The following is a 24,728-nucleotide window of genomic DNA, read 5'->3' as shown; positions in this document are numbered from 1 at the left end:
ACGGGCGGCCGCGCGAGATCGATGCAAGCCGGCTCGATCGGCGCGGACGAACGCGCGCGTCGTGCCGGCCGGGCCCGTCATTCCGACAGCTTGTGCTGGATGAACGCCGGTACGATGGGAGCAGGATGGCGCGGCGGCGGTTGCCGCGCCGCACCGCGTGGCGGCCGTGCCGCGCATGCGCGTGGCGGTGTCGCGAGGCACGTCGGTCGGCCGGCGCGCATCGCCCGGGCGCGCACCGCAGATCGTGCCGTGCAGGGCGCGCAACACGCGGCGATCGTGCGTTTCGGGCGGCATCGAACGACGTGCGACGGACTTTTTGCCCTGATTCAATTTCATACAACCCAGCCCGTCCCCGGCCCTGCCGGGGCTTCACACCGACAGGACGTCACCATGATCCAGTTTGAACCGAAGTACATCACCTTCGACTGCTACGGCACGCTGACCCATTTCCGGATGGCCGAGACGGCGCGCGAAATCTATGCGGATCGGTTGTCGCCGGCCACGATGGAGGCCTTCGTGCGCGCGTTCGCCGCGTATCGGCTCGACGAGGTGCTCGGCGCATGGAAGCCGTACCGCGACGTCGTCGTCAATGCGGTCCGCCGCACGTGCGCGCGGATCGGCGTGAAGTTCGACGAGGCCGAGGCCGAACGCTTCTATCTGGCTGTGCCGACGTGGGGCCCGCATCCGGACGTGCCGGCCGGCCTGTCGCGGCTCGCCAGCAAGTACAAGCTCGTGATTCTGTCGAACGCGATGGATGACCAGATCATGAGCAACGTCGACAAGCTCGGCGCACCGTTCCATGCGGTGTTTACCGCGCAGCAGGCGCAGTCGTACAAGCCGCGCATGCAAGGCTTCGAATACATGTTCGACAAGCTCGGCTGCAAGCCGGAGGACGTGCTGCACGTGTCGTCGAGCCTGCGCTACGACCTGATGACGGCCGAGGATCTCGGCATCAAGCACAAGGCGTTCGTGAACCGCGGTCACGAGCCGGGCACGCCGTTCTACAACTACTACGAGGTGTCGGACATCGGCCAGCTCGCGACGCAGCTCGGGCTGTAAGCCGGCTGCGCCGGCCGATTCATCGAGCGCCGGGACGCGGCCGTGATGCCGTCGCGTCCCGGCGCGTTCGGTCAGCGCACGAAATGAGGGTAATTACCGATATCGAGTCGTTCAAGCCGGGGCCGCCCGGGCCGATATATGTACCGAACGGTTAATATTTCGAGGCCCCCGCATGAAGTTGTCCACCAAACTGCTGATGCTCGTCGCCGCGGCGCTGCTCGGCGTCGTCCTGCTCGCCGCGTTGTCGCTGCACACGCTGCGCGACGCGCTGATCGACAGCCGCCGCGAAGAGATCGTCATTCTGCTGACCAAGGCCGAGCACCTGGTCGATTCGTATCGCGCGATGCAGACGAGCGGCACGCTCACGCAGGAGCAGGCGCAGCAGCAGGCCAAGGCCGCGCTGGCGGCGCTCAACGCGAATTCGAAGAGTTACTTCTGGGTCACGACGTCCGACGGCGTCAACCTCGTGCACCCGAACGCGAAGTTCATCGGCACGCGCGCGAAAGGCAACCGCACGACCAGCGGCCTGACCGACAGCGACGCGTACCGCGCGGGGATGGCGCAGGCGCATTTCGCGCTCGTCGACGTGCTGATCAAGCGCAGCCCTGACGCGGACCTGGAGCCGAAGCTGCAGGGCGTGGTCGCGATTCCGGACTGGAACTGGTGGATCGGCACCGGATTTTTCTACGACGACATCAACGCGGCGTTTGCCCGGCTCGCGATGGTGCTGGGCGCCGTCGCGCTCGTCATCGCCGCGGCGCTCGCGGCCATCGCATGGGGCGTGCTGCGCAGCGTCAGGCGCACGCTGGGCGGCGAGCCCGCGCATGCGACGCAGATCGCCGCCCGCATCGCCGCCGGCGAACTGGACGTGCCGTTCGATACGGCGCACGCCGCGCCCGGCAGCCTGCTCGTCGCGCTGGGCGACATGAAGGCGCGGCTGACCGACACCATCGCCGAGATCCAGACCACGACCCACTCGATCGCCACCGGCACCGGCGAGATCGCGCAAGGCAACCTGGATCTGTCGCAGCGCACGGAGCAGCAGGCCGCATCGCTGCAGGAAACGGCGGCGAGCATGGAGCAGATCACGTCCACGGTCAAACAGAACGCCGACAACGCGCGGCAGGCGAATGCGCTCGTGGCCCAGGCGAAGGATGCGACCGAACTCGGCGGCGCCGCCGTGCAGGCGGTCGTCGAAACGATGCGGCAGATTTCGGATGGATCGGTGCGGATCGCCGACATTACCGTCGTCATCGAAAGCATCGCCTTCCAGACCAACATTCTCGCGCTCAACGCCGCGGTGGAAGCCGCGCGGGCCGGCGAGGAGGGGCGCGGGTTCGCCGTCGTCGCGTCGGAAGTCCGCTCGCTCGCGCAACGCAGCGCCGCGGCCGCGAAGGACATCAAGGGATTGATCGACGCGTCGGTCGAGCGGGCCGGCAGCGGCAGCCGGCTCGTCGAGACGGCCGGCGAGCGCATGACGGAGATCGTCCGGTCGATCGACCGGGTGGCCGACATCATGGGCGAGATTTCCGCGGCATCGGCCGAGCAAAGCACCGGCATCGAACAGATCGGGCTGGCGGTCGCGCAAATGGACGAAGTCACCCAGCAGAACGCCGCGCTCGTCGAGCAGGCGGCTGCCGCCGCTTCGTCGCTGGACGAGCAGGCGGCGCGCCTGCGGGCCGCCGTATCGGTATTCCGGCTCGCTGCGTGACGGCTTCGCGCCGTCCGCTCGCGGCCGGCGTATCACCCTGCCTCTGGGCGTCGCGCCGGCGCCCGCCCGGCGTGCGCGGCGACATGCCGGTGACGCACGCGTCGCCGCACGCGGGCGCGGCGCCTGACGGCTGCATGCGCCCGGTTTCCGGGCAGTCCCGCCTGCTTCCCGGCTTCCCGCCAAGCCGTTCCGATCGAGCGGCATTCTTCTGAACTTTCCTGCGCGACGTCCCGTCGCGATCCCCACCGTCGACGCCCGTGCATGCGGCGATCTGCCGCAACGTGCCGCTCGTGTCGGCCGTCGTGGGCAGGCGCGCACGCATTCGACACAAACGTGCGGTTTGCGTGAGCCAAACGCGCGCCGGATGCCGAACGGGCAATTTTGTCGGCGCAATCTGCGGCGGCCGCGGCCTTACGATTTCCTGCATCGACACGGGTTCGGCAACTACCGCGACACGCCGCCGGGCCAACGGCGACACGTGCGTGCACGCAGCAATTCATGCTGCGCGGGCCGCTCAAAACGGTCGATTCGTATCGTGCGGGCCGCCCGAATCGCGACAAACCGCATTTTGGCGATGCTTAAATGAATTGCATGTGTACGACGTTGCGCCCGCCACCAGCAAGCGGGCGCGGCGGGATTCGAGAACCACGCTGGACCCAGGACCCCACTTTCCACAGTCAGGAGCAGTTCGGATGAGCGACGATATCGACAACGGCGGCAAGGGCGGCTTCACGCGCCGCGACATGATGAAGGTCATGGCGGCGAGCGGCATGATGGCCGCCGGCGCCGGCGGACTGCTGATGACCCCCGGCTCTGCATTCGCCGCGCCCGCGCCGAAGCGCGGCGGCAAGATCCGGGTCGCGAACGAAGCCGGCTCGACGTCCGATACGCTCGACCCGGCCAAGGGCTCGACGGGCGCGGACTACACGCGCTTCTTCATGTTCTACAGCGGCCTCACGCAGCTCGATGCGAGCCTGACGCCGCAGATGAACCTCGCCGAGTCGCTGCAGACGACCGATGCGAAGACGTGGATCATCAAGCTGCGCAAGGGCGTCACGTTCCACGACGGCAAGCCGGTCGGCCCGGCCGACGTGGTGTTTTCGCTGATGCGCCACAAGAACGCGGCCACCGCGTCGAAGGTCAAGACGCTTGCCGAACAGTTCGCGGACGCGAAGGCGAGCGGCCCGGACGAAGTCACGCTCACGCTCGCCAGCGCGAACGCGGACCTGCCGGTGATCCTCGCGACGCCGCAATTGGTGATCGTCAAGGACGGCACGACCGACTTCTCGACCGGCATCGGCTGCGGCCCGTACAAGCTGAAGTCGTTCAAGCCGGGCGTGTCGACCGTCGGCGTGCGCAACGACAGCTACTTCAAGCCGGGCAGGCCGTATCTCGACGAGATCGAGCTGATCGGCATCAGCGACAGCGCCGCGCGCCTGAACGCGCTGCTGTCGGGCGACGTGCACCTGATCAACGCGATCGATCCGCGCTCGACGCAGCGGGTCTCGTCGACGCCGGGCTACGCGCTGAAGGAAACCAAGTCGGGCCTCTATACCGACCTGATCATGCGCAGCGACAACCCGATCGTCTCGAGTCCCGATTTCGTCGAAGGGATGAAGTACCTGTTCGATCGCGAGCAGCTCCGCACGGCGGTGTTTCGCGGCTACTCGGTGATCGGCAACGACCAGCCGATTCCGCCGGGGCACCGCTACTTCAACGCGTCGCTGCCGCAGCGGGCGCACGATCCGGACAAGGCGAAGTTCCTGTTCAAGAAGGCGGGCGCGCTCGGCGCCACGTTGCCGCCGGTCTATGCGACGTCCGACGCGAACGGGTCGATCGAAATGGCCGTGCTGCTGCAGCAGGCCGGCCAGAAGATCGGGCTGAACCTGCAGGTCAACCGCGCGTCGCCCGACGGCTATTGGTCGAACCACTGGATGAAGCACCCGCTCACCTTCGGCAACATCAACCCGCGCTCGAGCGCCGACGTGCTGTTCACGCAGTTCTTCAAGTCGGATGCGCCGTGGAACGAGTCGGGCTGGAAGAACGCGAAGTTCGACCAGTTGCTGCTCGCCGCGCGTTCGGAAACCGACGACGCGAAGCGCAAGCAGATGTACGGCGACATGCAGGTGATCGTGGCGCAGCAGGGCCGGGTCGGCATTCCGGCGTTCATCAGCTTCCTCGACGGCTACGACAAGCGGCTCGCGGGCCTCGGCTCGATCCCGACCGGGCCGATGATGGGCTTCACGTTCGCCGAGAACGTGTGGTGGAACGCATGACGTTGTGGCTGGCCGCCGTCGCGCGGCCGGTGCGAATCATCGCGCCGGCCGCACGCGGCTTTTCCGGGAGTGCGACTCCATGAACCGAATTCTCATCGGGCTGATCGGCCGGCGCATCGCGGTCACCGCGCTGACGCTGCTGATCGTATCCGCGATCATCTTCACGATCACGAACCTGCTGCCGGGCGACGCCGCCCAGGCCGCGCTCGGCCAGTCGGCGACGCCGGAGACGGTCGCCGCGCTGCGCCAGCAGTTCGGTCTCGACATGCCGGCGCACGTGCGTTACCTGCACTGGCTCGGCGGGCTGCTGCACGGCGACTTCGGCCGGTCGTTTTCCGGCGACATGCCGGTGTCGGAGCTGATCGGCGGGCGCCTGCCGAAGTCGCTCACGCTGGCGGCGATCACCACCGCCGTGTCGGTGCCGATCGCGCTGCTGCTCGGGATCCTCGCGGCGGTCAAGCGCGAGTCGGCGATCGACCGCGTGATCAGCCTCGGCACGCTGTCGCTCGTCGCGACGCCGGAATTCCTGATCGCGACGGTCGCCGTGCTCGTGTTCGCGGTGAAGCTGCACTGGCTGTCCGCGCTGTCGTACAGCGGCCCGATCGAAAGCCTGCACGATTTCCTGCGTGCGTATGCGATGCCGGTGCTGACGCTGTGCGCGGTCGTGATCGCGCAGATGGCGCGGATGACGCGCGCCGCGGTGATCGAGCAACTGAGCGCGTCGTATGTCGAGATGGCCGTGTTGAAGGGCGCGAGCCCCGCGCGCGTCGTGCTGCGCCATGCGTTGCCGAACGCGATCGGCCCGATCGCCAATGCGATCGCGTTGAGCCTGTCGTATCTGCTCGGCGGCGTGATCGTCGTCGAGACGATCTTCAACTATCCGGGCCTCGCGAGCCTGATGGTCGACGCCGTCAGCAACCGCGATTTCCCGTTGGTTCAGGCCTGCACGCTGATCTTCTGCGTCGCTTACCTGACGCTGGTGCTGTTCGCCGACCTGTGCTCGATCGTGTCGAACCCGCGACTGCGCACCTGAGTGTTTCGTTTTCCTTCCGAGATGCCGCCCATGCAACCGATCGAACCCGTACAACGCAGCAGCGCGCTGCCGCCATCCGGCGACCCGCCCCTCGGGCGGGGCAGCATGCCGCCTGCCGCGCCCGCCCCCGACCGGCCGCGCAAGCGCCGCGCCGCGCGCATCGCCTTGACCGCCGGCGGCCGCGTCGGCCTGTCGATGGTCGGCCTGATGCTGTTCGTCGCGGTGTTCGGGCCGCTGATCGCGCCGCATGACGTCGGCGCGATCGTCACGCCGGACGTGTTCGCGTCGTTCAGTGCGAAGCTGCCGTTCGGCTCCGACTTCCTCGGCCGCGACATGCTGAGCCGGATCCTGTACGGCACGCGGCTGACCGTGCTGCTCGCGCTCGCCGCGGTGCTGCTCGCCGCGGTGACCGGCACGACGCTCGGACTGCTCGCGACCGTGTCGGGCCGCGCGGTCGACGAGACGATGAGCCGGCTGCTCGACGCGCTCACGTCGATTCCGTCGAAGATGTTCGCGCTGATGTTCGTCGCCGCATTCGGCTCGTCGCTGCCGCTGCTGGTCCTCACCGCCGCGATCAGCTACATGCCCGGCTCGTACCGGATCGCGCGCGCACTGGCCGTCAACATCAGCACGCTCGAATTCGTGCAGGTGGCCAAGGCGCGCGGCGAAAGCGCGCTGTACATCGCGTGCGTCGAGATGCTGCCGAACATGATCCACCCGATGCTGGCGGACACCGGGCTGCGCTTCACGTTCGTCGTGCTGCTGCTGAGCGGCCTGAGCTTTCTCGGGCTCGGCGTGCAGCCGCCGTATGCGGACCTCGGCTCGCTCGTGCGCGAGAACATCGCGAGCCTCGGCGACGGCTCGGCCGTCGCGATCATGCCCGCGGTCGCGATCGCGATCCTGACGGTGGGCGTCAACCTGTTGATCGACGGCCTGCCGCATCGCGGCCGCCGCAAGGGCGCGGCCGGCGCCGCGGGAGAACGCTGATGCGAGATGAATCGACTCCGCTCGTGCAAGTGCGCGGGCTGCGCGTGGTCGGCGGCCGTCCGGGCGGCGTGGAAACGACGATCGTCCACGACGTCGACTTCGACGTCGCGCGTGGCGAGGTGCTCGCGCTGATCGGCGAATCGGGCTCCGGCAAGACGACGATCGCGCTGTCGCTGATGGGCCATGCACGCGCCGGCTGCCGGATCGCCGGCGGCTCGGTGAAGCTCGGCGGCACGGACGTATGCACGCTGTCCGCGCAGGCGCTGACCGCATTGCGCGGCCGCAAGGTCGCGTATATCGCGCAGAGCGCCGCCGCCGCGTTCAACCCGTCGCGCACGATTCTCGACCAGGTGATCGAGAGCGCGCTGATCCACAAGACGATGACGAAGCGCGATGCGCAGGCGAAGGCGGTCGAGCTGTTTCGCGCGCTCGCGCTGCCGGAGCCGGAGACGATCGGCAAGCGCTATCCGCACCAGGTGTCGGGCGGTCAACTTCAGCGGCTGATGGCCGCTATGGCGTTGATCACCGATCCGGAGCTGGTGATCCTCGACGAGCCGACCACCGCGCTCGACGTAACCACGCAGATCGACGTGCTGCAGGCGTTCAAGAACGTGATCCGGCGCTACGGGATGAGTGCGGTGTACGTGTCGCACGACCTGGCGGTGGTTGCGCAGATGGCCGACCGGATCGTCGTGTTGAGCGACGGCCAGATCCGCGAAGCGGGCGAGACCGAACAGATCCTGCATGCGCCGGCGCACCCGTACACGCAAAGCCTGATCGCGGCGGTCATGCCAGGCGCGATCGAACGCGACGCGAAATTCGCGCAGGCCGCGCCCGCGCCGCTGCTCGACGTGCGCGGCGCGGTCGCCGGCTACGGCGGCCGGACCGCGAAAGGCTGGCCCGCGAAGGTGATCCTGCACGAGGTGGACCTGCGCATCGGGCGCGGGCAGACGGTCGGCGTGATCGGCGAATCGGGCTCCGGCAAGACGACGCTCGCGAAGGTGATCGCGGGCCTCGTGCCGGCGACGGCCGGGCAGATCCTGCTCGACGGCGAGCCGCTCGCGCTCGACATCGGCAAGCGCTCCAAGGAGCAGCACCGCCGCGTGCAGATCGTGTTCCAGAACGCCGATACCGCGCTCAACCCGGTGCATACCGTCGAGCGCACGCTGGCGCGGCCGCTCGCGTTCTATCACGGGATCAAGGGCGCGCGGGCGCGGCAGCGCGTCGCGGAACTGCTCGACCTCGTGCGGCTGCCGCAGGCGGTGGCCGCGCGACGCACAGGCGAGCTGTCGGGCGGGCAGAAGCAGCGCGTGAACCTCGCGCGCGCACTCGCGGCCGAGCCCGACCTGATCCTGTGCGACGAAGTGACGTCGGCGCTCGACACCGTGGTCGGCGCCGCGATCATGGACTTGCTGCGCGACCTGCAGGCGAAGCTCGGCGTGTCGTACGTGTTCATCACGCACGACATCGCGAAGGTGCGCGCGATCAGCGACGACATCGTCGTGCTGTATGCGGGCCGCCGCGTCGAAACCGGCAGTCGCGATGCGCTGTGCGCGCCGCCTTATCACCCGTATTCGCACCTGCTCGTGTCGTCGGCGCCGGAGCTGCGCGCGGGCTGGCTCGACGATGCGGCCGAGCGTTGCCATCGGCCGCTGGTGCCGATCGGCGAGCGCGAGAACGAGGCCGAGCTGTGCCCGTTCCTGTCGCGCTGCTCGATGCGGGTGGACGGCGTGTGCAACCAGACGGCGCCCACGCTGCGCACGCTCGGGAACGGCGCGAAGGTGTTGTGTCATCGCAGCGAGGAAGACCTCACGCGCTTCCAGGCGGAGCCGGTGGAGGCCGACGGCGCGCCGGTGCAGCCGGTGCGTCTGTAGCGCGCCGGACGTTACGTGTTCGTCGCGCGTGCCGTGGCAGCCGGTGCTCCGCATAGTCTGCTGCGGCGGTCGCGCAAAACGGCAATTTGTACGCGTGCCGCGCGCGAATACGCGGCAACTGCGGTTTTTGACGGTGATTAAATGATTCTCATTGAACGGTCGCCGATCGTCATTGCCGGCATGCAAAGAAGGATCCGATGAAACTGGAATCGTACTGGCTGGATACCCGCCCCGCGTTTCGCGCCGGCAGCGAAGGGCCCGTCGACGGACGCGCGGACGTGGTCGTGATCGGCGGCGGTTTCACCGGCTTGTCGGCAGCGCTCGCGCTCGCGCAGCGCGGCGTCTCGGTGGTCGTGCTCGAAGCCGCGCAGGTCGCGGGCGAAGCGTCGGGCCGCAACGGCGGCCAGTGCAATACCGGCGTCGCGCAGGACTATGCGTCGCTCGCCGCGCGCATCGGTGTCGCGCAGGCGAAGCAGTTCTATCGCGCGTACGAAAGCGCGGTGAAGAGCGTCGAGACGATCGTGACCGAACAGGCGATCGACTGCGACTTCCGGCGCGCGGGCAAGCTGAAGCTCGCCGCGAAGCCGCAGCATTTCGCGGGGCTCGCCAGAACGTTCGACGCGTTGCGGCACGACGTCGATCCGGACATCGAATTGATCGAGCCGACGCGGATCCGCGATGAAGTCGGCTCCGACGGTTTTTACGGCGGGCTGTTGCAGCGCAACGGTGCGCAGATGCACATGGGCAAGTTCGGCGTCGGGCTCGCGCACGCAGCCGTGCGGGCCGGCGCGCGCATCTACGAGCATGCGGCCGTCACGCAACTCGAGCGGCTCGACGGCGAGCGCCACACGATCACCAGCACGCGCGGCACGATCGTCGCCGACCGCGTGCTGGTCGCGACCGGCGCATCGCAGCTCGGGCCGTTCGCATGGTTCCGGCGGCGCATCGCGCCGGTCGGCAGCTTCATCGTCGTCACCGAGCCGTTGGCCGACGCGCAGTTGAACCGGCTGTTCCCGCATCGTCGTGCGTATGTGACGTCGCGCCAGATCGGCAACTACTTCCGCGTGACGCCCGATAACCGATTGTTGTTCGGCGGCCGCGCGCGCTTCGCGATGTCGAGCCCTCGCTCGGACGCGAAAAGCGGCGACATCCTGCGCGCCGGCATGGCCGGCTATTTCCCCGAGCTGGCTCACGTCCGCCTCGATTACTGCTGGGGCGGGCTGGTCGACATCACCGCCGACCGGCTGCCGCGCGCGGGCCAGCACGACGGGCTCTATTACTCGATGGGCTACAGCGGCCACGGCGTGCAGATGGCGGTGCACATGGGCCGCGTGATGGCCGACGTGCTGTACGGCGCGGCCGCGTCGAACCCGTGGCGCGAGCTCGACTGGCCGGCGATGCCCGGCCATTTCGGGCACGCGTGGTTCCTGCCGATCGTCGGCGCGTATTACCGGATGCAGGATTTCCTGCACTGAAGCGAGCGCCCAGGAGATTCGACATGAAAGTGCGTTTCGTTTACCCATTCTCCGTCGTGCAGGCGGCGGCATGAGGGCGGCGAGCATGACTGGTCCGTTCCACGATCCGGTTGAGGATGCGACGCCCCGCCCGGTGCGTGTCGCGCGGCCCGTGTCGCCTGCGATCGGCGACGTGCTGCGCACGATCGACGCGTCGTTCGCGCAGCCGCTGAACCTCGACACGCTCGCGGCCGTGGCCGGATTGAGCGTGTCGCGTTTCACCGCGCGTTTTCGCAGCGAAACCGGGCTGTCGCCGCACCGATATCTGTGCCTCGTGCGAGTGCGGCGTGCGCAGGACTTGCTGCGCGCCGGTCTCGCGCCGTCGGTCGTCGCGACCGACGTCGGCTTCTTCGATCAGAGCCATCTGTGCCGGCATTTCCGGCGGGTGCTCGGGATCACGCCGGGTGATTACGTGGTGGCGCGGCCGGGTAGGCCGCCCGCGCGAACTTCGCCGACGCGCACACGCGCCGAACGCAGCGACGCGTCGTGTCACGTCGCGTAGGCGCCAGGCGCGGGCCGCATGCCGCGCGCCCGCAGATTTCCGGCTCGTAGCCGGCGAACGACGATTTCCGATATCGCGCGACGGCTTTCGACCGGCCGCCGCGCACTGCACAGGAGCAGGAATGACCGCAGCTTTCGTGTTGCACCGTGCCGACGGCACACTTTCTTCAACCGCGTTTCGCAAGCAGGCGTTCGGCGAGAACGATCCTTTCGCGCGAGATCGCGAGATTGCGTGGGAAGGGCCCGACGCGATGGCTGCGGGACGGATCGGCTTCGTCGGCGAACTCGACATCGCGAGCTTTCCGCACATCGAAACCCTCGTGGTCGTCGCAGGCGAGCTGACACTCGAAGCGGCCGGCGCCGCGCCGCTGGTGCTCGGCCCGCGCGAGGGCGTGGTGATCGGCGGTGGCACCGCGCTGCGCATCTCCGCGCAAACGCCCGTGCTGTTGACGTTCTGCGCGGCCGCGTGCACGAACCCGACGAAGCGCGGCCTCTTCGCGCTGCGTGCCGACGCCGACTTCAAGCCGTCGTCGACGCTGCCCGCGGAAGTGCTGCTCGGGCCCGCGCCGCAATGCCGCAGCGACAACGTGTTTCTCGACGACAGCGCCGAGTACTGCGCGGGCACGTGGGATTCGACGCCCTATCACCGGATCATTCGCCCGCATCGCGTGAACGAATTCATGCTCCTGCTGGACGGCGGCGTGCGGTTCGCCGCGCCCGACGGCAGCGTCCTGTCGCTCGGCGCAGGCGACGCGCTGTTCGTGCCGCGCGGCGCGCCGATCGGCTGGGAAAGCAGCGAACGCGTGGCGAAGTTCTACGTTGTGCAAAACGTCCAAGCATCAACCGACCGAGACTGAACATGTCCCCTCCGCTGCGCCATATTGAAACTTCGCCCACGCCACCGGCTTCGGCCGACGTCGTCGTGATCGGCGGCGGCATCATCGGCGTCTTCACCGCCTACTACCTCGCCCGGCGCGGGGTGTCGGTCGCGCTGGTCGAGAAGGGCCGCATCGGCGCCGAGCAGTCGAGCCGCAACTGGGGCTGGTGCCGGCAGCAGAACCGCGACGCGCGCGAGTTGCCGATGGCGAGCAAGAGCATCGACCTGTGGGAACGATTCGCCGCCGAATCCGGCGAAGACACGGGCTTTCATCGCTGCGGGCTGCTGTATCTGAGCAACGACGACGAAGAGCTGTCACGCTGGGCCAGCTGGGGCGAATTCGCGAAGACCGCGGGCGTGACCACGTACATGCTCGACAGCAAGCAGGCCGCCGAGCGCGGACGGGCAACGGGGCGGCAGTGGAAGGGCGGCGTGTTCTCGCCGACCGACGGCACGGCCGACCCCGGCAAGGCCGCGCCGGCCGTGGCCGCCGCGCTGATCAAGCTGGGCGGCAGTGTCCACCAGCACTGCGCGGCGCGCGGCATCGAACTCGAAGGCGGCCGGGTCGCGGGCGTCGTCACCGAGGCGGGCGTCATCAAGACCCGAACGGTCGTGATGGCCGGCGGTGCATGGGCGTCGTCGTTCTGCCGCCAGCTCGGCATCCGGTTTCCGCAAGCGTCGATCCGTCAGTCGATCCTGAGCGTGTCGCCGGTCGAAACGCCGTTGCCGGATGCGATGTACACGTCCGGCGTGTCCATCACGCGCCGCAGCGACGGACGCTACGCATTGGCGATCAGCGGCCGCGCGCGCGTGGACCTGACGCCGCAGTTCCTGCGCTTCGCGCCGCAATTCGTGCCGATGTTCGCGAAACGCTGGCGCAATCTGCTGCCGGGCGGCCTCGAAGGCGTGCGCGGCGGCCACGAAACGTTGAAGCGCTGGCGCCTCGACGCGCCGACGCCGATGGAAGCCGTGCGCATTCTCGATCCGAAGCCCGACATGCCGACGGTCGCCGAAACGTACCGCCGCGCGGCCGAACTGTTGCCCGAACTGCGCGAAGCGAAAATCACGCACGCGTGGGCCGGGTTCGTCGACAGCACGCCAGACGGCGTGCCGGGCATCGGCGAAGTGCCGGGGGTGCCGGGGCTAATCCTCGCGGCAGGGTTTTCGGGTCACGGTTTCGGGATTGGCCCGGGCGCCGGGCACCTGATCGCCGATCTCGCGTCTGGTGCGCAACCTTTCGTGGACCCGGCGCCGTACCGGCCCGGCCGGTTCAGCGAGTCCGCATGGGGCAAGGTCGCGGATTTCTAGTCCGCGGTCGTCACGGGAACGATGGTGGCGGCCTCGGGATGATGCGTTTCGATCCGGACGGCGCGCGAGCGGCCGGATCGGTGTAGTGAATGCTCGCCGCGCTGTGCAGCCCGGTGCTGCCGACAATGGAGTGCCTGATGCGTTTCAGTTCCTACTGGCTCGATACGTCGGAGCCATTCGCGAGCAGCTCGCCGGAGTTGCATGACGGAAGTTGCGACGTGGTGGTGGTGGGCGGCGGCATCACCGGTTCGGCCGCCGCACTGGCGCTGGCCAAGAAAGGCGCGCGCGTGATCGTCTGCGAGGCGGGCACCGTCGGGCAGGCGGCATCGGGACGCAACGGCGGCATGTGCAACAACGGCTTCGCGCAGGATTACGCGTCGCTGTCGCAGCGCATCGGCACGGAGCTGGCGAACCGGTTGTATCTCGCGTTCGATGCGGGTGTCGATACGGTCGAGCGGCTGGTCCGGGAGGAGTCGATCGATTGCGATTTCGCGCGGCGCGGCAAGCTGAAGCTCGCGGCGAAGCCCGAGCACTACGACAAGCTCGTGCGAAGCCAGGCGCTGCTCGCCGCCAGCGTCGACCCCGACACGCGCCTGGTCACGAAGGCGGAGCTGCGCGACGAGATCGGCTCGAACCGATATCACGGCGGGCTGCTGTTCGGCAAGAGCGCCGGGATGCATGTTGGCCGTTATGTGCGCGGCCTCGCGCGCGCCGCGCAAGCCCGCGGCGCGCATATTCTCGAGCATGCGCCGGTGCTCGGCCTGCAGCGGCAAGCGGGTGGCGCGTACGCGGTGCAAACACCGCTCGGCGAGATCCGCGCGCGCCAGGTGCTGCTCGCGAGCGGCATTTCGCAGGTCGGGCCGTTCGGCTGGGTTCGCCGCAGGATCGTGCCGGTCGGCGCGTTCATCATCGTCACCGAGCTGTTGCCGAACGACCTGCTCGACCGCTTGCTGCCGACGCGCCGGATGGTCACCGACACGAAGAACTTCGTGAATTTCTTTCGCGTCACGCCCGACAACCGGATGCTGTTCGGCGGGCGCGCGCGTTTTGCCGCGTCGAATCCGCGCTCCGACGAAAAGAGCGGGGCGATCCTGCGGCAGCAGATGGCCGCCGTGTTTCCCGAGCTGGCCGACGTACGCATCGACTATTGCTGGGGCGGGATGGTCGACATGACGGCCAACCGCCTGCCGCGCGCCGGCGAGCGCGACGGCGTTTACTACTCGATGGGTTATAGCGGCCACGGCACGCACATGGCGACGCTGATGGGCACGCTGATGGCGGAGATCATGGACGGACGCGCCGACCTCAACCCGTGGCAAAGCTTCGACTGGCCCGCGATTCCCGGGCATTTCGGCAAACCGTGGTTTCTGCCCTTCGTCGGCGCATGGTATCGACTCAAGGACACCTTTCAATGAATTCACTCGTCAATTCACCGGTTCGTCACCTGAAGGAAGCCGGCAGGCTGGATCGCTTCTTCATCGACGGCGACTGGGTGCTACCCGACGGCGGCGACCGGTTCGCGGTCGTCTGCCCGTCCACCGAAGACACGCTGTGCGACATCCCGCTCGGCAGCGCGCGCGACGCCGACCGCGCCGTGCAGGCCGCACGCAACGCATTCGAGCGCTGGGCCGCGACCTCGCCGCAACAACGCGCCGCGTTGCTCGACCGCGTGCATGCGTTGATGCTGGAGCGCGCGGAATGGTTCGCCACGGCGCTCGCGCTTGAAATGGGCGCGCCGATCGCTTATGCACGCGGCGCCCATGTGCCGCTCGCGGCCGAACATATCCGGGTCGCGCGCGACAATCTGGCCCACTACCCGTTCGTCTCGCGGCGCGGGACGACCGCGGTCGTACGCGAGCCGATCGGCGTATGCGCGCTGATCACGCCGTGGAACTGGCCGATCTATCAGATCACCGCGAAAGTCGGCCCCGCGCTCGCGGCAGGCTGCACGGTAGTACTGAAACCCAGCGAGCTGTCTCCGCTCAGCGCGCTGCTGTTCGCGGAAGTGATCGCCGATGCAGGCGTGCCCGCGGGCGTGTTCAACCTGGTGAGCGGCAGCGGCGAGGCGGTGGGCGCCGCGCTGTCGTCGCACCCCGAGGTCGACATGGTGTCGATTACCGGGTCGACGCGCGCGGGCGTGCTCGTCGCGCAGGCGGCGGCCCCGACCGTCAAGCGCGTCGCGCAGGAGCTGGGCGGCAAATCGCCGAACATCGTGTTGCCGGACGCGGACCTGCAGCAGGCCATCGCGCCGGGCGTGGCCGCCGCGTTCCGCAACATGGGGCAATCGTGCAGCGCGCCGACGCGCATGATCGTGCCGCGCGATGCGCTCGGCGCGGTCGAGGCGCTGGCTGTCGCGGCAGCGCAGCGGCTGATGGTCGGCGATCCGTTCGACGACGCGACGACGCACGGCCCGCTCGCCAATCGCGCGCAGTTCGGTCGCGTCGCGCAGATGATCGACGTGGGCATCGACGAACGGGCGAAGCTGATCGCCGGCGGCCCCGGACGGCCCGCGGGATTCGACCGCGGCTTCTATGCGCGGCCGACGATCTTTTCCGATGTGCGCACCGACATGGCGATCGCGCAGCAGGAGATCTTCGGGCCGGTCCTCGCGATCCTTCCTTACGATACGGTCGACGAAGCCGTCGCGATCGCGAACGACACCGTCTATGGGCTCGGCGCGCATGTGCAGGGCGCCGACAAGGAACGCGCACGTGCAGTGGCCGCGCGCATCCGGTCGGGGCAGGTGCATCTGAACTACCCGGCATGGGATCCGCAGGCGCCGTTCGGCGGCTACAAGCAGTCGGGCAATGGTCGCGAATACGGGATCGAAGGGATGGAGGAGTATATGGAGATCAAGTCCGTCGTCGGCTATTACGACTGACGCAGCCGTCTACTTTTCGAAGGTGCCGAAATTGGAAAACCCTGTGATTCCCGACACGTCGCTGCAAGCGCATCACGCGCACTGGGCGAAGCTGCGCCGCGACCTGCATGCGCATCCCGAGCTGCGATTCGAAGAACACCGGACGGCCGACGTCGTCGCCCGCGAGCTCGAAGCGCTCGGCTATGCGGTGTCGCGCGGGCTCGGCGGCACGGGCGTCGTGGCGAGCCTGCCCGGCGTGGATCCGGGCCGCGGCATCGTGCTGCGCGCCGATCTGGATGCGTTGCCGATCCACGAAGCCAACGACTTCGCGCATGCGTCGTGCACGCACGGGATCATGCACGCGTGCGGCCATGACGGCCATACCGTGATGTTGCTCGGCGCCGCGCGCGTGCTGAAAGCGTTGCCGCAGCTGCCGGGCACCGTCCATTTCGTGTTTCAGCCGGGCGAAGAAGGCGGCGCGGGCGCGCGCAAGATGATCGACGACGGGCTGTTCGAGCAATGCCCGACAGAGGCGGTATTCGGCATGCACAACTGGCCCGGTTTGCCGGCCGGGCATTTCGGCTTGCGCACCGGCCCGATCATGGCCGCGGGCTCGCGGTTCAGGATCACGATCACCGGCAAGGGCGCGCATGCGGCGCAGCCGCACCTGGGCATCGATCCCGTTCCGCTCGCGTGCTCGATGGTGCTGCAGTGTCAGACGATCGCCGCGCGGCACAAGGATCCCGTCGACCCGGCGGTGATTTCCGTCTGCATGTTCCATGCGGGCACGACGGACAACGTCATTCCGGACACGGCCGAGCTGCGCGGCACGATCCGCACGCTGTCGTCCGCGTTGCAGCAGCAGTTGCAGCGCGATGTCCGGCTCATGTGTGAAGGGCTGGCGGCGGCTTATGGCGCGCAGGTCGACGTCGAATTCTTTCAGTACTACCCAGCAACGGTCAACACGCCGACCGAGACGGCGCTGTGCGAAGCGGTGATTCGCGACACGTTCGGCGACGAACGCCTGTATCCCGACGTGCCGCCGAACATGACGTCCGAAGACTTCGGCTTCATGCTGGAGGAGCGCCCGGGCGCGTACGTGCTCATCGGCAATGCGCCGGTCGGATCGACGTCGCCGGCGTTGCATCACCCGAAATACGATTTCAACGACGACATCATTCCGGCTGGCGTCCGGTACTGGGTCGCCTTGGCACGGCAGTATTTCGCGCGATTGCCGTGACGCTGTGTGCGAGGCCGAACCGGTCGGCAGTCGAGCCGCGCATCGAATGGTCACGCGCGTACTTGGCATTAAGTTTTAATTAATGGCGTATTTATAGATCATTAGGCACAGGAAAATCATTCCTTCCTATAGTCGGGTTGTGAAACTGCGCCATTTCGAAGGATGACTTTGATGAACGACGAACACGTGATGAACGCTTCCGGCGCCGCGACGGCGCTGCACTATCGACGATTTACCGCGGCCGACGTCCCCGCGGCCCACGCACTCTCCATGGCGCTTCGCTGGCCGTTCAGGGCGGAGGACTGGCAGTTTTCCGCGGACACCTCGATCGCGTTCGCGGCCGAGGAAAACGGGGTGGTCATCGGTACGGCGATGTGCTGGAAGTACGGTGCGGACCGTGCCGCGATCGGACACGTGATCGTGTCGTCCGAGCATCAGGGCCGAGGGATCGGCCGCGCGCTGATGGAGATCCTCCTCGACGAACTCGGATCGCGCATCGTATTCCTGCATGCGACGCCAGCCGGCCAGCCGCTCTACGAAAAGCTCGGTTTCAACGTGTGCGGATCGCTGGATCAATTTCAAGGGAACGTGAGTCAGCCCGCAGCGGTGGCGCTGCCTGACGGCGCTCGACTGCGGGCTGGCACATCTGCGGACCTGAGCCGCTTCGTCGAGCTTGACGCGCGTGCTTCCGGCCTCGAGCGCGACGCGCTGATGTCGGCTTTGATGAAGCGAGGCGAAAGCGTCGTGCTCGAGCAGGATGGCGAGATCGCCGGATTCTCAGTGCTGCGCCGCTTCGGTCGCGGTTATGTGGTCGGCCCGGTCGTCGCACCGCGTTCGAGCGACGACGCGCACGCGAAGGCGCTGATCAGTCACTGGCTAAGCGCGCGGGAGAACGAATTCGTTCGCATCGACGTTCCGTCGGGAACGAGCTTGCCCGACTGGCTCGACGCGCAGGGATTGAAACGCGTCGACACCTGCTCGAAGATGGTTCGCAACGCGCCGGCCGACGCGCACCGCGACGCGTCCGATCCGGTCTATGTGCAGTACGGCTTGATCAGTCAGGCGATGTTGTAGGCGCCGGCCGCGCGGCCGGCGGCGGCAAGCATCACGCTCCCTGCGCGAGCGCCTTCACCTGTTCGGCCGTCATCGCACCGCGATAAATGCGGAATTCGTCGATCAACCCGTTGAAGAACGGATCGCCCGGATACTGCGAACGTCCGATCCAGTTCTGCGCGGTTTTCCCGATGCGCCAGGGGGCGAAGATCACGTCGTTCGCCGAGCCGATCGCATTGCCGTTCAGATAGAGCGTCGCGGTATCGGCCGCCAGCGTGACGGCGACGTGTGCCCATTGCCCTGCCGGCAGTGCCGCGTTGCCGTCGATCGTGCACTCGCCATGCCCGCCATTGGTCGTGATCGCGAAGCGCATCGTGCCGCCATGGCTCTTCGGCGTGACGAACAGATAGCGGCCGGTGCCCGAACCGAAATCGAAGAGGCGCGCCCACGTCTGGCCGCCGCGCCAGTTGACCCACGCCGCGATCGTGAAATCCGACACGTCCGCGACGATGTCGTTCGGCAACGCGACATAGCCAGTCGAGCCGTCGAGCGACACCGCATTGCCGGTTTTGCTGGGCCCGCGCGATGCGCCGCCGACGAGCGTGCCCGCATGACCGTTGCCGCTCGCGTCCGCCGAACTCGTGCCACCCGTCTCGTCGAACGTCAGCAGCGTATGCAGTTGCAGGGCCGTCGATGCGGCGACTTCCGCCGAATTCGCGGATTCGCCCGATGCAGTGCGCGCGCTGATCGTGTAGTACCAGGTGCCCGCGGCCGGGCGGTCGGTATACGTCAACGGATCGACGATGCCGGTCGCGATGGTCGTATACGGACCGCCTGCGGTGGCGGCACGCTTCACGTCGTAGCTGGCCGCGTTCGCGATGCCCCACCACGACAGCAGGACCTTCCCGGCGGCCGGCCACGCGGTCAGCCCGCTCGGTGCGGTTGCGGGCGCAACGGGATCGCGCGTGCAGGTCAGCGTGCCGTAGCCGAGCTGGTCGTAGCCGCCGCTCGTTTCGCCGTAGTTGCCGCCGCCGCCTTCGGGCTGGATCGCACGCGCGAACTTCTCGGACCACGGTGCGGCGAGCCCCCTGCGGTTAACGTAATGGTTGTAGACGAGCGCCCAGCACGGACGAATCACGCCCCGGCTGCCGGTCGAGAATTGCGCTTGTGTGACGTCGACGTTGGCGTAGCGCGCGTACGGCACCGTCGGAAACGTGCCGTCCGGCTGCACGAGATTCGCTTTCGCAACGTATTCGGCGCCCGCGAGGAAGCGGTTGTTGTCGTGGCCGTACAGGTCGATGCCCTGGTTCCACGCCATTTCGCAGATCGCGCCGGCGAGCGCGATGCCGAGCGTGTTGTGCCCCTGGTCGCGGCCCGATTCCTGCCATTGGCCCAGATGGCCGGGATGCAGGTAATAGACGGCCTGCGCGATCGCGCCGTTGCCCGCGCCGTCGATGAAATAGTTGACGGCTTCGTCGAACTTCGCGGGGTCGTCGCACAGCACGCCGATCGCCATGATCGACGCGATGTTGCACAGATCCCAGTTCGCCCAGTAGTGCGTGATGTCGGTGTTGTTGTGGCGGTTCAGGAAGTCGGCGTTGATCGGGTAGAACTTGTCGGCCATCATCGCGCGGAACGCGGCGAAGTCGGCCGCGGCCCAGCCGGTATACGTGCGCATGATTTCGCCGGCGTTCGCGAATTCGTACCCGTAGAGGCCGGCGGCCAGGTCGACGTTCGAATCGCCCGTGAGGTTCTGCAGCGTCGACGACCATTCGTTCATGATCTGCACGGCCTTGTCCGCATACGCTTTGTCGCCCGACACCTTCCAGCGCAGCGCGCACGCATAGGCGGCCGCGATGTCCCTATACAGCACCGGATAGTTTTGCGCGCCGGTGCCGCCGCGTGTGACGACGGCCTGCGGGCGCGGCGACCACGTCAGCTGCGCATGGCTGTTCGCGATCAGCGTGTTCCAGCCTTCGCGCCACGGCGACGCGGCGGTCGCGACCTTCTGCGCGATCCGGTCGAAATCGGCTTGCGTGTGCAGCAGTCCTGGATGGACGAACGTCGTGCGGGTCGTGACGGCGGCCGTGCCCGTCTCCACGCGCGCGAGCGCACGGTTGCCGGCCGCCGCTGCCGCGGTCGTGACGCCGCGGACGTTCTCGCTTGCGCCGGAGCCGTTGCATGCCGACAGCGCGAGCGCACCGACGCTGTAAAGGAAGGTGCGCCGGGAAACGCGCGCGTTCGATTCAAGCAGGAGAGGGGTGTCGTGCATGTCGCGTGGGTTCCTTGACGAGTCTCACAGGAGGCAGGCGATGTCGCGCGGCGAAATCAGTTATCGCATGACGACGCGGATTGTAACGGAACGGAGGGCGCTGAGGACCACGAATTTGCGGCGACGTGCCAAATTTTCAGATAGCAGATTGTCGCGCGCCGGTTGATTAACATGCTAAGAAAGCGGAAAAAAATGGCGATTGATACGTTTGCGAGATATGATCGTCGCCGGCATGCGGGCGGCAGACTTTTCAGGTGTGCAGACCGATAGATTCCCACTATTTCATACGGTCGTCATACGACGGATGATGTGGCGCGGGTTTCGTATTGCACTGGCGGTCCGCACGCAAGCCCAAGAAACCACGAACGACAAGAATCGGAGATCGACACGATGACGAGCAGCGTCCCAGGTTTGAACGAACCGTCTGCGCCACACGCGGCGTGGTTCGTGTCGCGCTCGACGCTGGCTTGCGCGGGTGTGACGGCAATGCGGGCATGCGGTGAACGATCTCGCGCGCGTAGGCATTTTTTCTAAAGACCGCGCAACGTCGCGCCGATATCATTCAGGCGCTCGAAAACGACGCAATCGGCGACGCGCACCGACTCGTGCGCGACAGGCCCGCACCGCCGGCCGGCCCGCAACGAAGCACGACCGGGCGCGCGGCACCCGGGCAACAAGACGGAGACGCTAGCTAAACGATGGGAACGGCAACAGGTTCGGTGCGACGCGCAATCGCGATCGCGGCCGGGGGAACGTTGTGCGCGGCGGCCGCGGGCGGCGCGCACGCGCAGGCATCGAACGCGGCGGTAACGCCGCCGGCCGATGCGGCGGCGATGCTGCCGAAGATCGACGTGATGGGCGAGGCCGGCCGCGCATCGCTCGGGCTCGTCGGGTTGCGTACCGCCACCGCGACGAGGACCGACACGCCGGTCGCCGAGATCTCGCAGACGACCAACGTCGTGACCGCACAGCAGATCGAGATGACCGGCGCGACCGACCTGAACCAGGCGCTACGCTACGTGCCGGGCTTCGCGACGTTCGGGTCCGATACGCGGACCGACTGGTATGCGGCGCTGCGCGGCTTCACGCCGACGCTGTATGTCGACGGCGTCGCGGCGCCGAACACGGCGGTCATCGCGAACTGGCGCGTCGATCCTTACACGATCGACTCGATCGCCGTGCTGCGCGGGCCGACGTCGGTACTGTACGGCGCGGGCGAGCCGGGCGCGATCGTCGATGCACATACGAAGCTCGCCGACGGCGAGCGCGTGCGCGAAGCCGGCGTGCAGATCGGCAACGATGCGCGCAAGCAGACCATGCTCGACATCGGCGACAAACTGGATCCGGACGGCCGATATGCGTACCGCTTCGTCGGCGTCGCGCGCGACGGCAATGCGGAGACCGGCCCGAAGGCCGACCGGCGCGTAGCCGTGGCGCCGTCGTTCCGCTGGCGGCCGACGGCCGACACGTCGCTGACGGTGTCCGCTTCGTTCCTGCAGGATCACGGCGACATTTCGTCGAACTTCCTCCCGGCGTCGGGCACGGTCTTGCCGAATCGTAACGGGCGCCTGTCGCAGGACATCTACATGGGCGACCCGACGTTCAACGACTACCGGAAGAAACAATGGTCGCTCGGCTATGCGCTCGAGCATCGCGTGAACCCGATCTGGACGCTGCAACAGGACGTGCGCTGGTCGCGCCTGTCGCTCGACGACGCGACGGTGTTCGGCAACGGCTTCCTGCCCGGCAGCACGACGAACATGATGCGGTTCGCGGGCCTGTTCCAGTTGAACTACAGCCGGCTCGACATCGACAACCGCGCGCAGGCGCGCTTCGCCACCGGCCCGCTCGAGCACACGCTGCTGCTCGGCCTGCAGTTCGACCGGCAGACGACGACCAACAGCGTATGGCTCGCGCTCGCGCCGTCGCTCGACCTGTACCACCCCGTCTATCGTCCGGTGACGGCCGCGATCTTTTCCGGCCGCACGTCGCTCGGGCACGTCGATCAGTACACGGCGATGAATTCGCTCGGCGCGTATGCGCAGGACCAGATCCGCTGGAACCGCTGGACGCTGACGCTCGGCGGCCGCGAAGATCGCGTGAACGCGCGCTTCGACGACCGCGCGGCCGGCATCGGCACGCAACAGGACGTCAGTGCGTTTTCAGGCCGCGTCGGGCTCACCTATCAGGGCGATGCGGGATTGTCGCCCTACGTGAGCTATTCGACGTCGTTCGATCCGGTGATCGGCGTGCGGATGTACGGCGGCGGTTTGCCGAAACCGACGCGCGGCAAGCAGACCGAAGCCGGGCTGCGCTGGCAGCCGGCCGGCCGGAACCTGATGCTCACCGCGGCCGTTTATCGGATCGACCAGACCAACGTCGTGACGCCGACGCCGACGAATCTCGACCCGACCGGTACGTCGTCCGTGCAGACCGGCAAGGTGCGTTCGCGCGGCATCGAACTGAGCGCGGTCGGCAACGTGACGCGCGAGCTGTCGATCGTCGCGTCGTACGTCTATCAGGACGTCAAGAACGTGCAGGCGAATGATGCATCGCTGAACAACTGGCCGGTGTCCGTGCCGCTGCCGCGGCAGATGGCGTCGCTGTGGACGGACTGGACCTGGCACACCGGCGCGCTGTCGGGCCTCGGGATCGGCGCCGGCGTGCGCTACCAGAGTGCGTCGGCCGGTGCGCCCGACAATTCGCTGACGGTGCCGAGCGCGACGCTGTACGATCTCGCGATGCACTACGAGGTGCGTCACTGGCGATTCGCGCTGAATGTCGCGAATGTGTTCGACCGCCGCTACGTCGGCGGCTGCCAGTCTTACGCGGTGTGCGTGTTCGGCAACGAGCGCACGGTGCTGGCCACCGCGAAATACAACTGGTAGCCGTCCCGTCATGCCGGGCGCGACTACGCGTCGCGCTGCGGTTCCCGCGCGGCATCACGCCCGGCCGCATCGCGCTGTCGCCGCCATTCGGTCGGCGTGATGCCGAACCGTTCGCGGAACGCGGTGGCGAAATTCGCCGGCGTCGAAAAGCCGATCTCCTTCGCGATGCTCGCAATGCTGAGCGACGTCGTATCGAGCAGGTCCTGCGCGATGCGCAGGCGCTCGTGCCGCAGATATTCGAACACCGTCTGTCCCAGGTTGTCGCGAAACGCGCGGGACAGCCGCTTTTCGTGCGTGCCGACCGCACGCGCGAGCTGCTCGACCGTCGGCGGATCGTTCAGCGTGCGCGACAGATGCCGAATGGCCGCGCGCACGATGATGTCGTCGTCCTTGCCTGTGGCAAACGGATCGTGCACGGTGGGCGCATCCATCGGCAAGGGCCGTTTCGTCCGCGCGAGCTGCACGCGGATTCGCGCGACGACTTCGGCCGGTTCGAACGGCTTCACCACATAATCGACGCCGCCGATTTCGAGGCCTTCGACGCGCTCGTGCAAGTCGCCGGCCACCGTCAGGAAAATGACAGGGATCGCCCTCGTCAACGGATCGGCCGCCAAGCGCCGGCACGCGGTGAAACCGTCCATGCGCGGCATCCGGACATCCATCAGGATCAGGTCCGGCATCAGTGCCTGCGCGCGCTCGCACGCCTGCATGCCGTCGAACGCGATGCTGATCCGGCATCCGGTGCTGCGCAGGATATCGATCAGCAAACGAAGCTGATCGGGCTGATCGTCGACGATCAGGATATGGGCATTATTCAATGCGGCGGTCGATGGAGACATCGTGTACCTGTTCAGGAAAGGCTGCGGGCAGCGTTCCTGCGCGCAGTCGATTCCGGTTCGGGAAAATCGTCGGAAGCCGCGACATGGCTTCGCGAACACGCACGGTACGCTCGCATCGACAAACGGACTTCGCCGGACTGCACGGCAGGCAGTCAGTCGGCGCATTACTCGGCGTTGTTTCTTTTGATCGCTGAGCCGATAAAGGGGCGGAAGATTGCCGCTGCCGGAATCGATGCGAGCGGAATTGTAGGGGGATATCTCGATTCTCGCTAGAGTGCCTATCTCTATTATCGGGATGAGAGTCGGGACTAACATTCAATCCCTTGTCGATATTTTGCATTTTTTTGCGAGATTGCTTTTAATGGCGCGGCGCTCCAGCAAAGTATCCATCCTTCCGGGAAAACATTTTTATTAAGCGCGGCAATACGAAATCGTT

The 24,728-nt window shown here is 67.3% G+C and carries 17 protein-coding genes; 15 read left to right on the top strand and 2 right to left on the bottom strand.

Going from position 1 to position 24,728, the window contains the following annotated elements; translation table 11 throughout:
• Window positions 1–390: 390 nt before the first annotated feature.
• The 14 genes from ABIC50_RS11550 (at window position 391) to ABIC50_RS11485 (ending at window position 18,314) form a co-directional block, all read left to right on the top strand.
• Window positions 391–1,059, top strand: a complete 669-nt coding sequence (locus tag ABIC50_RS11550) for a haloacid dehalogenase type II (RefSeq protein WP_105832101.1) — start codon at window positions 391–393, stop codon at window positions 1,057–1,059.
• A gap of 172 nt (window positions 1,060–1,231) precedes the next feature.
• Window positions 1,232–2,770, top strand: coding sequence for a methyl-accepting chemotaxis protein (locus ABIC50_RS11545; protein WP_175791837.1), 1,539 nt, complete (start codon window positions 1,232–1,234; stop codon window positions 2,768–2,770).
• Window positions 2,771–3,462: 692 nt separating this feature from the next.
• Window positions 3,463–5,046 carry an ABC transporter substrate-binding protein gene (locus ABIC50_RS11540; RefSeq protein WP_175669999.1) on the top strand — a complete coding sequence of 528 codons (1,584 nt, stop codon included), beginning with the start codon at window positions 3,463–3,465 and terminating at the stop codon, window positions 5,044–5,046.
• Between the two features lie 79 nt (window positions 5,047–5,125).
• Window positions 5,126–6,079: an ABC transporter permease gene (locus tag ABIC50_RS11535; protein ID WP_012372394.1), complete on the top strand. Its 954-nt coding sequence runs from the start codon at window positions 5,126–5,128 to the stop codon at window positions 6,077–6,079.
• A 30-nt stretch (window positions 6,080–6,109) separates the two neighbouring features.
• Window positions 6,110–7,066, top strand: a complete 957-nt coding sequence (locus tag ABIC50_RS11530; protein WP_354163907.1) for an ABC transporter permease — start codon at window positions 6,110–6,112, stop codon at window positions 7,064–7,066.
• On the top strand, window positions 7,066–8,940 hold the full coding sequence (locus tag ABIC50_RS11525) for an ABC transporter ATP-binding protein (protein ID WP_354163905.1): 1,875 nt from the start codon (window positions 7,066–7,068) through the stop codon (window positions 8,938–8,940). The genes ABIC50_RS11530 and ABIC50_RS11525 overlap by 1 nt, the downstream gene beginning before the upstream one ends.
• A gap of 197 nt (window positions 8,941–9,137) precedes the next feature.
• The gene (locus ABIC50_RS11520) at window positions 9,138–10,415 is read left to right on the top strand and encodes an NAD(P)/FAD-dependent oxidoreductase (protein WP_354163903.1); all 1,278 of its coding nucleotides are present in this window, start codon (window positions 9,138–9,140) and stop codon (window positions 10,413–10,415) included.
• A gap of 85 nt (window positions 10,416–10,500) precedes the next feature.
• Window positions 10,501–10,956: a helix-turn-helix domain-containing protein gene (locus tag ABIC50_RS11515; RefSeq protein WP_354163901.1), complete on the top strand. Its 456-nt coding sequence runs from the start codon at window positions 10,501–10,503 to the stop codon at window positions 10,954–10,956.
• Between the two features lie 121 nt (window positions 10,957–11,077).
• Complete coding sequence (locus tag ABIC50_RS11510) at window positions 11,078–11,812, top strand: cupin domain-containing protein (protein ID WP_354163899.1); 735 nt, start codon at window positions 11,078–11,080, stop codon at window positions 11,810–11,812.
• 2 nt (window positions 11,813–11,814) lie between these two features.
• Window positions 11,815–13,140, top strand: coding sequence for an NAD(P)/FAD-dependent oxidoreductase (locus ABIC50_RS11505; protein ID WP_229082733.1), 1,326 nt, complete (start codon window positions 11,815–11,817; stop codon window positions 13,138–13,140).
• Window positions 13,141–13,277: 137 nt separating this feature from the next.
• A complete protein-coding gene (locus tag ABIC50_RS11500; RefSeq protein WP_354163897.1) occupies window positions 13,278–14,555 on the top strand; it encodes an NAD(P)/FAD-dependent oxidoreductase in 1,278 nt (425 codons plus the stop codon).
• On the top strand, window positions 14,552–16,021 hold the full coding sequence (locus tag ABIC50_RS11495; RefSeq protein WP_354163895.1) for an aldehyde dehydrogenase family protein: 1,470 nt from the start codon (window positions 14,552–14,554) through the stop codon (window positions 16,019–16,021). Before ABIC50_RS11500 ends, ABIC50_RS11495 begins: the two co-directional genes overlap by 4 nt.
• A gap of 31 nt (window positions 16,022–16,052) precedes the next feature.
• The gene (locus ABIC50_RS11490) at window positions 16,053–17,240 is read left to right on the top strand and encodes a M20 aminoacylase family protein (protein ID WP_354164473.1); all 1,188 of its coding nucleotides are present in this window, start codon (window positions 16,053–16,055) and stop codon (window positions 17,238–17,240) included.
• A gap of 171 nt (window positions 17,241–17,411) precedes the next feature.
• Window positions 17,412–18,314 (top strand): GNAT family N-acetyltransferase, encoded by a 903-nt coding sequence (locus ABIC50_RS11485; protein WP_354163893.1) that lies wholly within the window; start codon window positions 17,412–17,414, stop codon window positions 18,312–18,314.
• 31 nt (window positions 18,315–18,345) lie between these two features.
• Here ABIC50_RS11485 and ABIC50_RS11480 read toward each other — a convergent pair whose 3' ends face one another.
• On the bottom strand, window positions 18,346–20,565 hold the full coding sequence (locus ABIC50_RS11480; protein ID WP_354163891.1) for a LamG-like jellyroll fold domain-containing protein: 2,220 nt from the start codon (window positions 20,563–20,565) through the stop codon (window positions 18,346–18,348).
• A 698-nt stretch (window positions 20,566–21,263) separates the two neighbouring features.
• Between ABIC50_RS11480 and ABIC50_RS11475 the strand changes: the two genes are divergently transcribed.
• Window positions 21,264–23,453, top strand: coding sequence for a TonB-dependent siderophore receptor (locus ABIC50_RS11475; RefSeq protein WP_354163889.1), 2,190 nt, complete (start codon window positions 21,264–21,266; stop codon window positions 23,451–23,453).
• Between the two features lie 23 nt (window positions 23,454–23,476).
• On the opposite strand, the gene ABIC50_RS11470 is transcribed toward ABIC50_RS11475, so the two are convergent.
• Window positions 23,477–24,292, bottom strand: a complete 816-nt coding sequence (locus ABIC50_RS11470; protein ID WP_354164471.1) for a response regulator transcription factor — start codon at window positions 24,290–24,292, stop codon at window positions 23,477–23,479.
• Window positions 24,293–24,728 lie beyond the last annotated feature (436 nt).

Origin of the sequence: Burkholderia sp. 567 (genome assembly GCF_040545115.1) — a bacterium.
Taxonomy (GTDB): Bacteria; Pseudomonadota; Gammaproteobacteria; order Burkholderiales; family Burkholderiaceae; genus Burkholderia; species Burkholderia ambifaria.
This window is presented reverse-complemented; position numbering and strand designations above follow the sequence as displayed.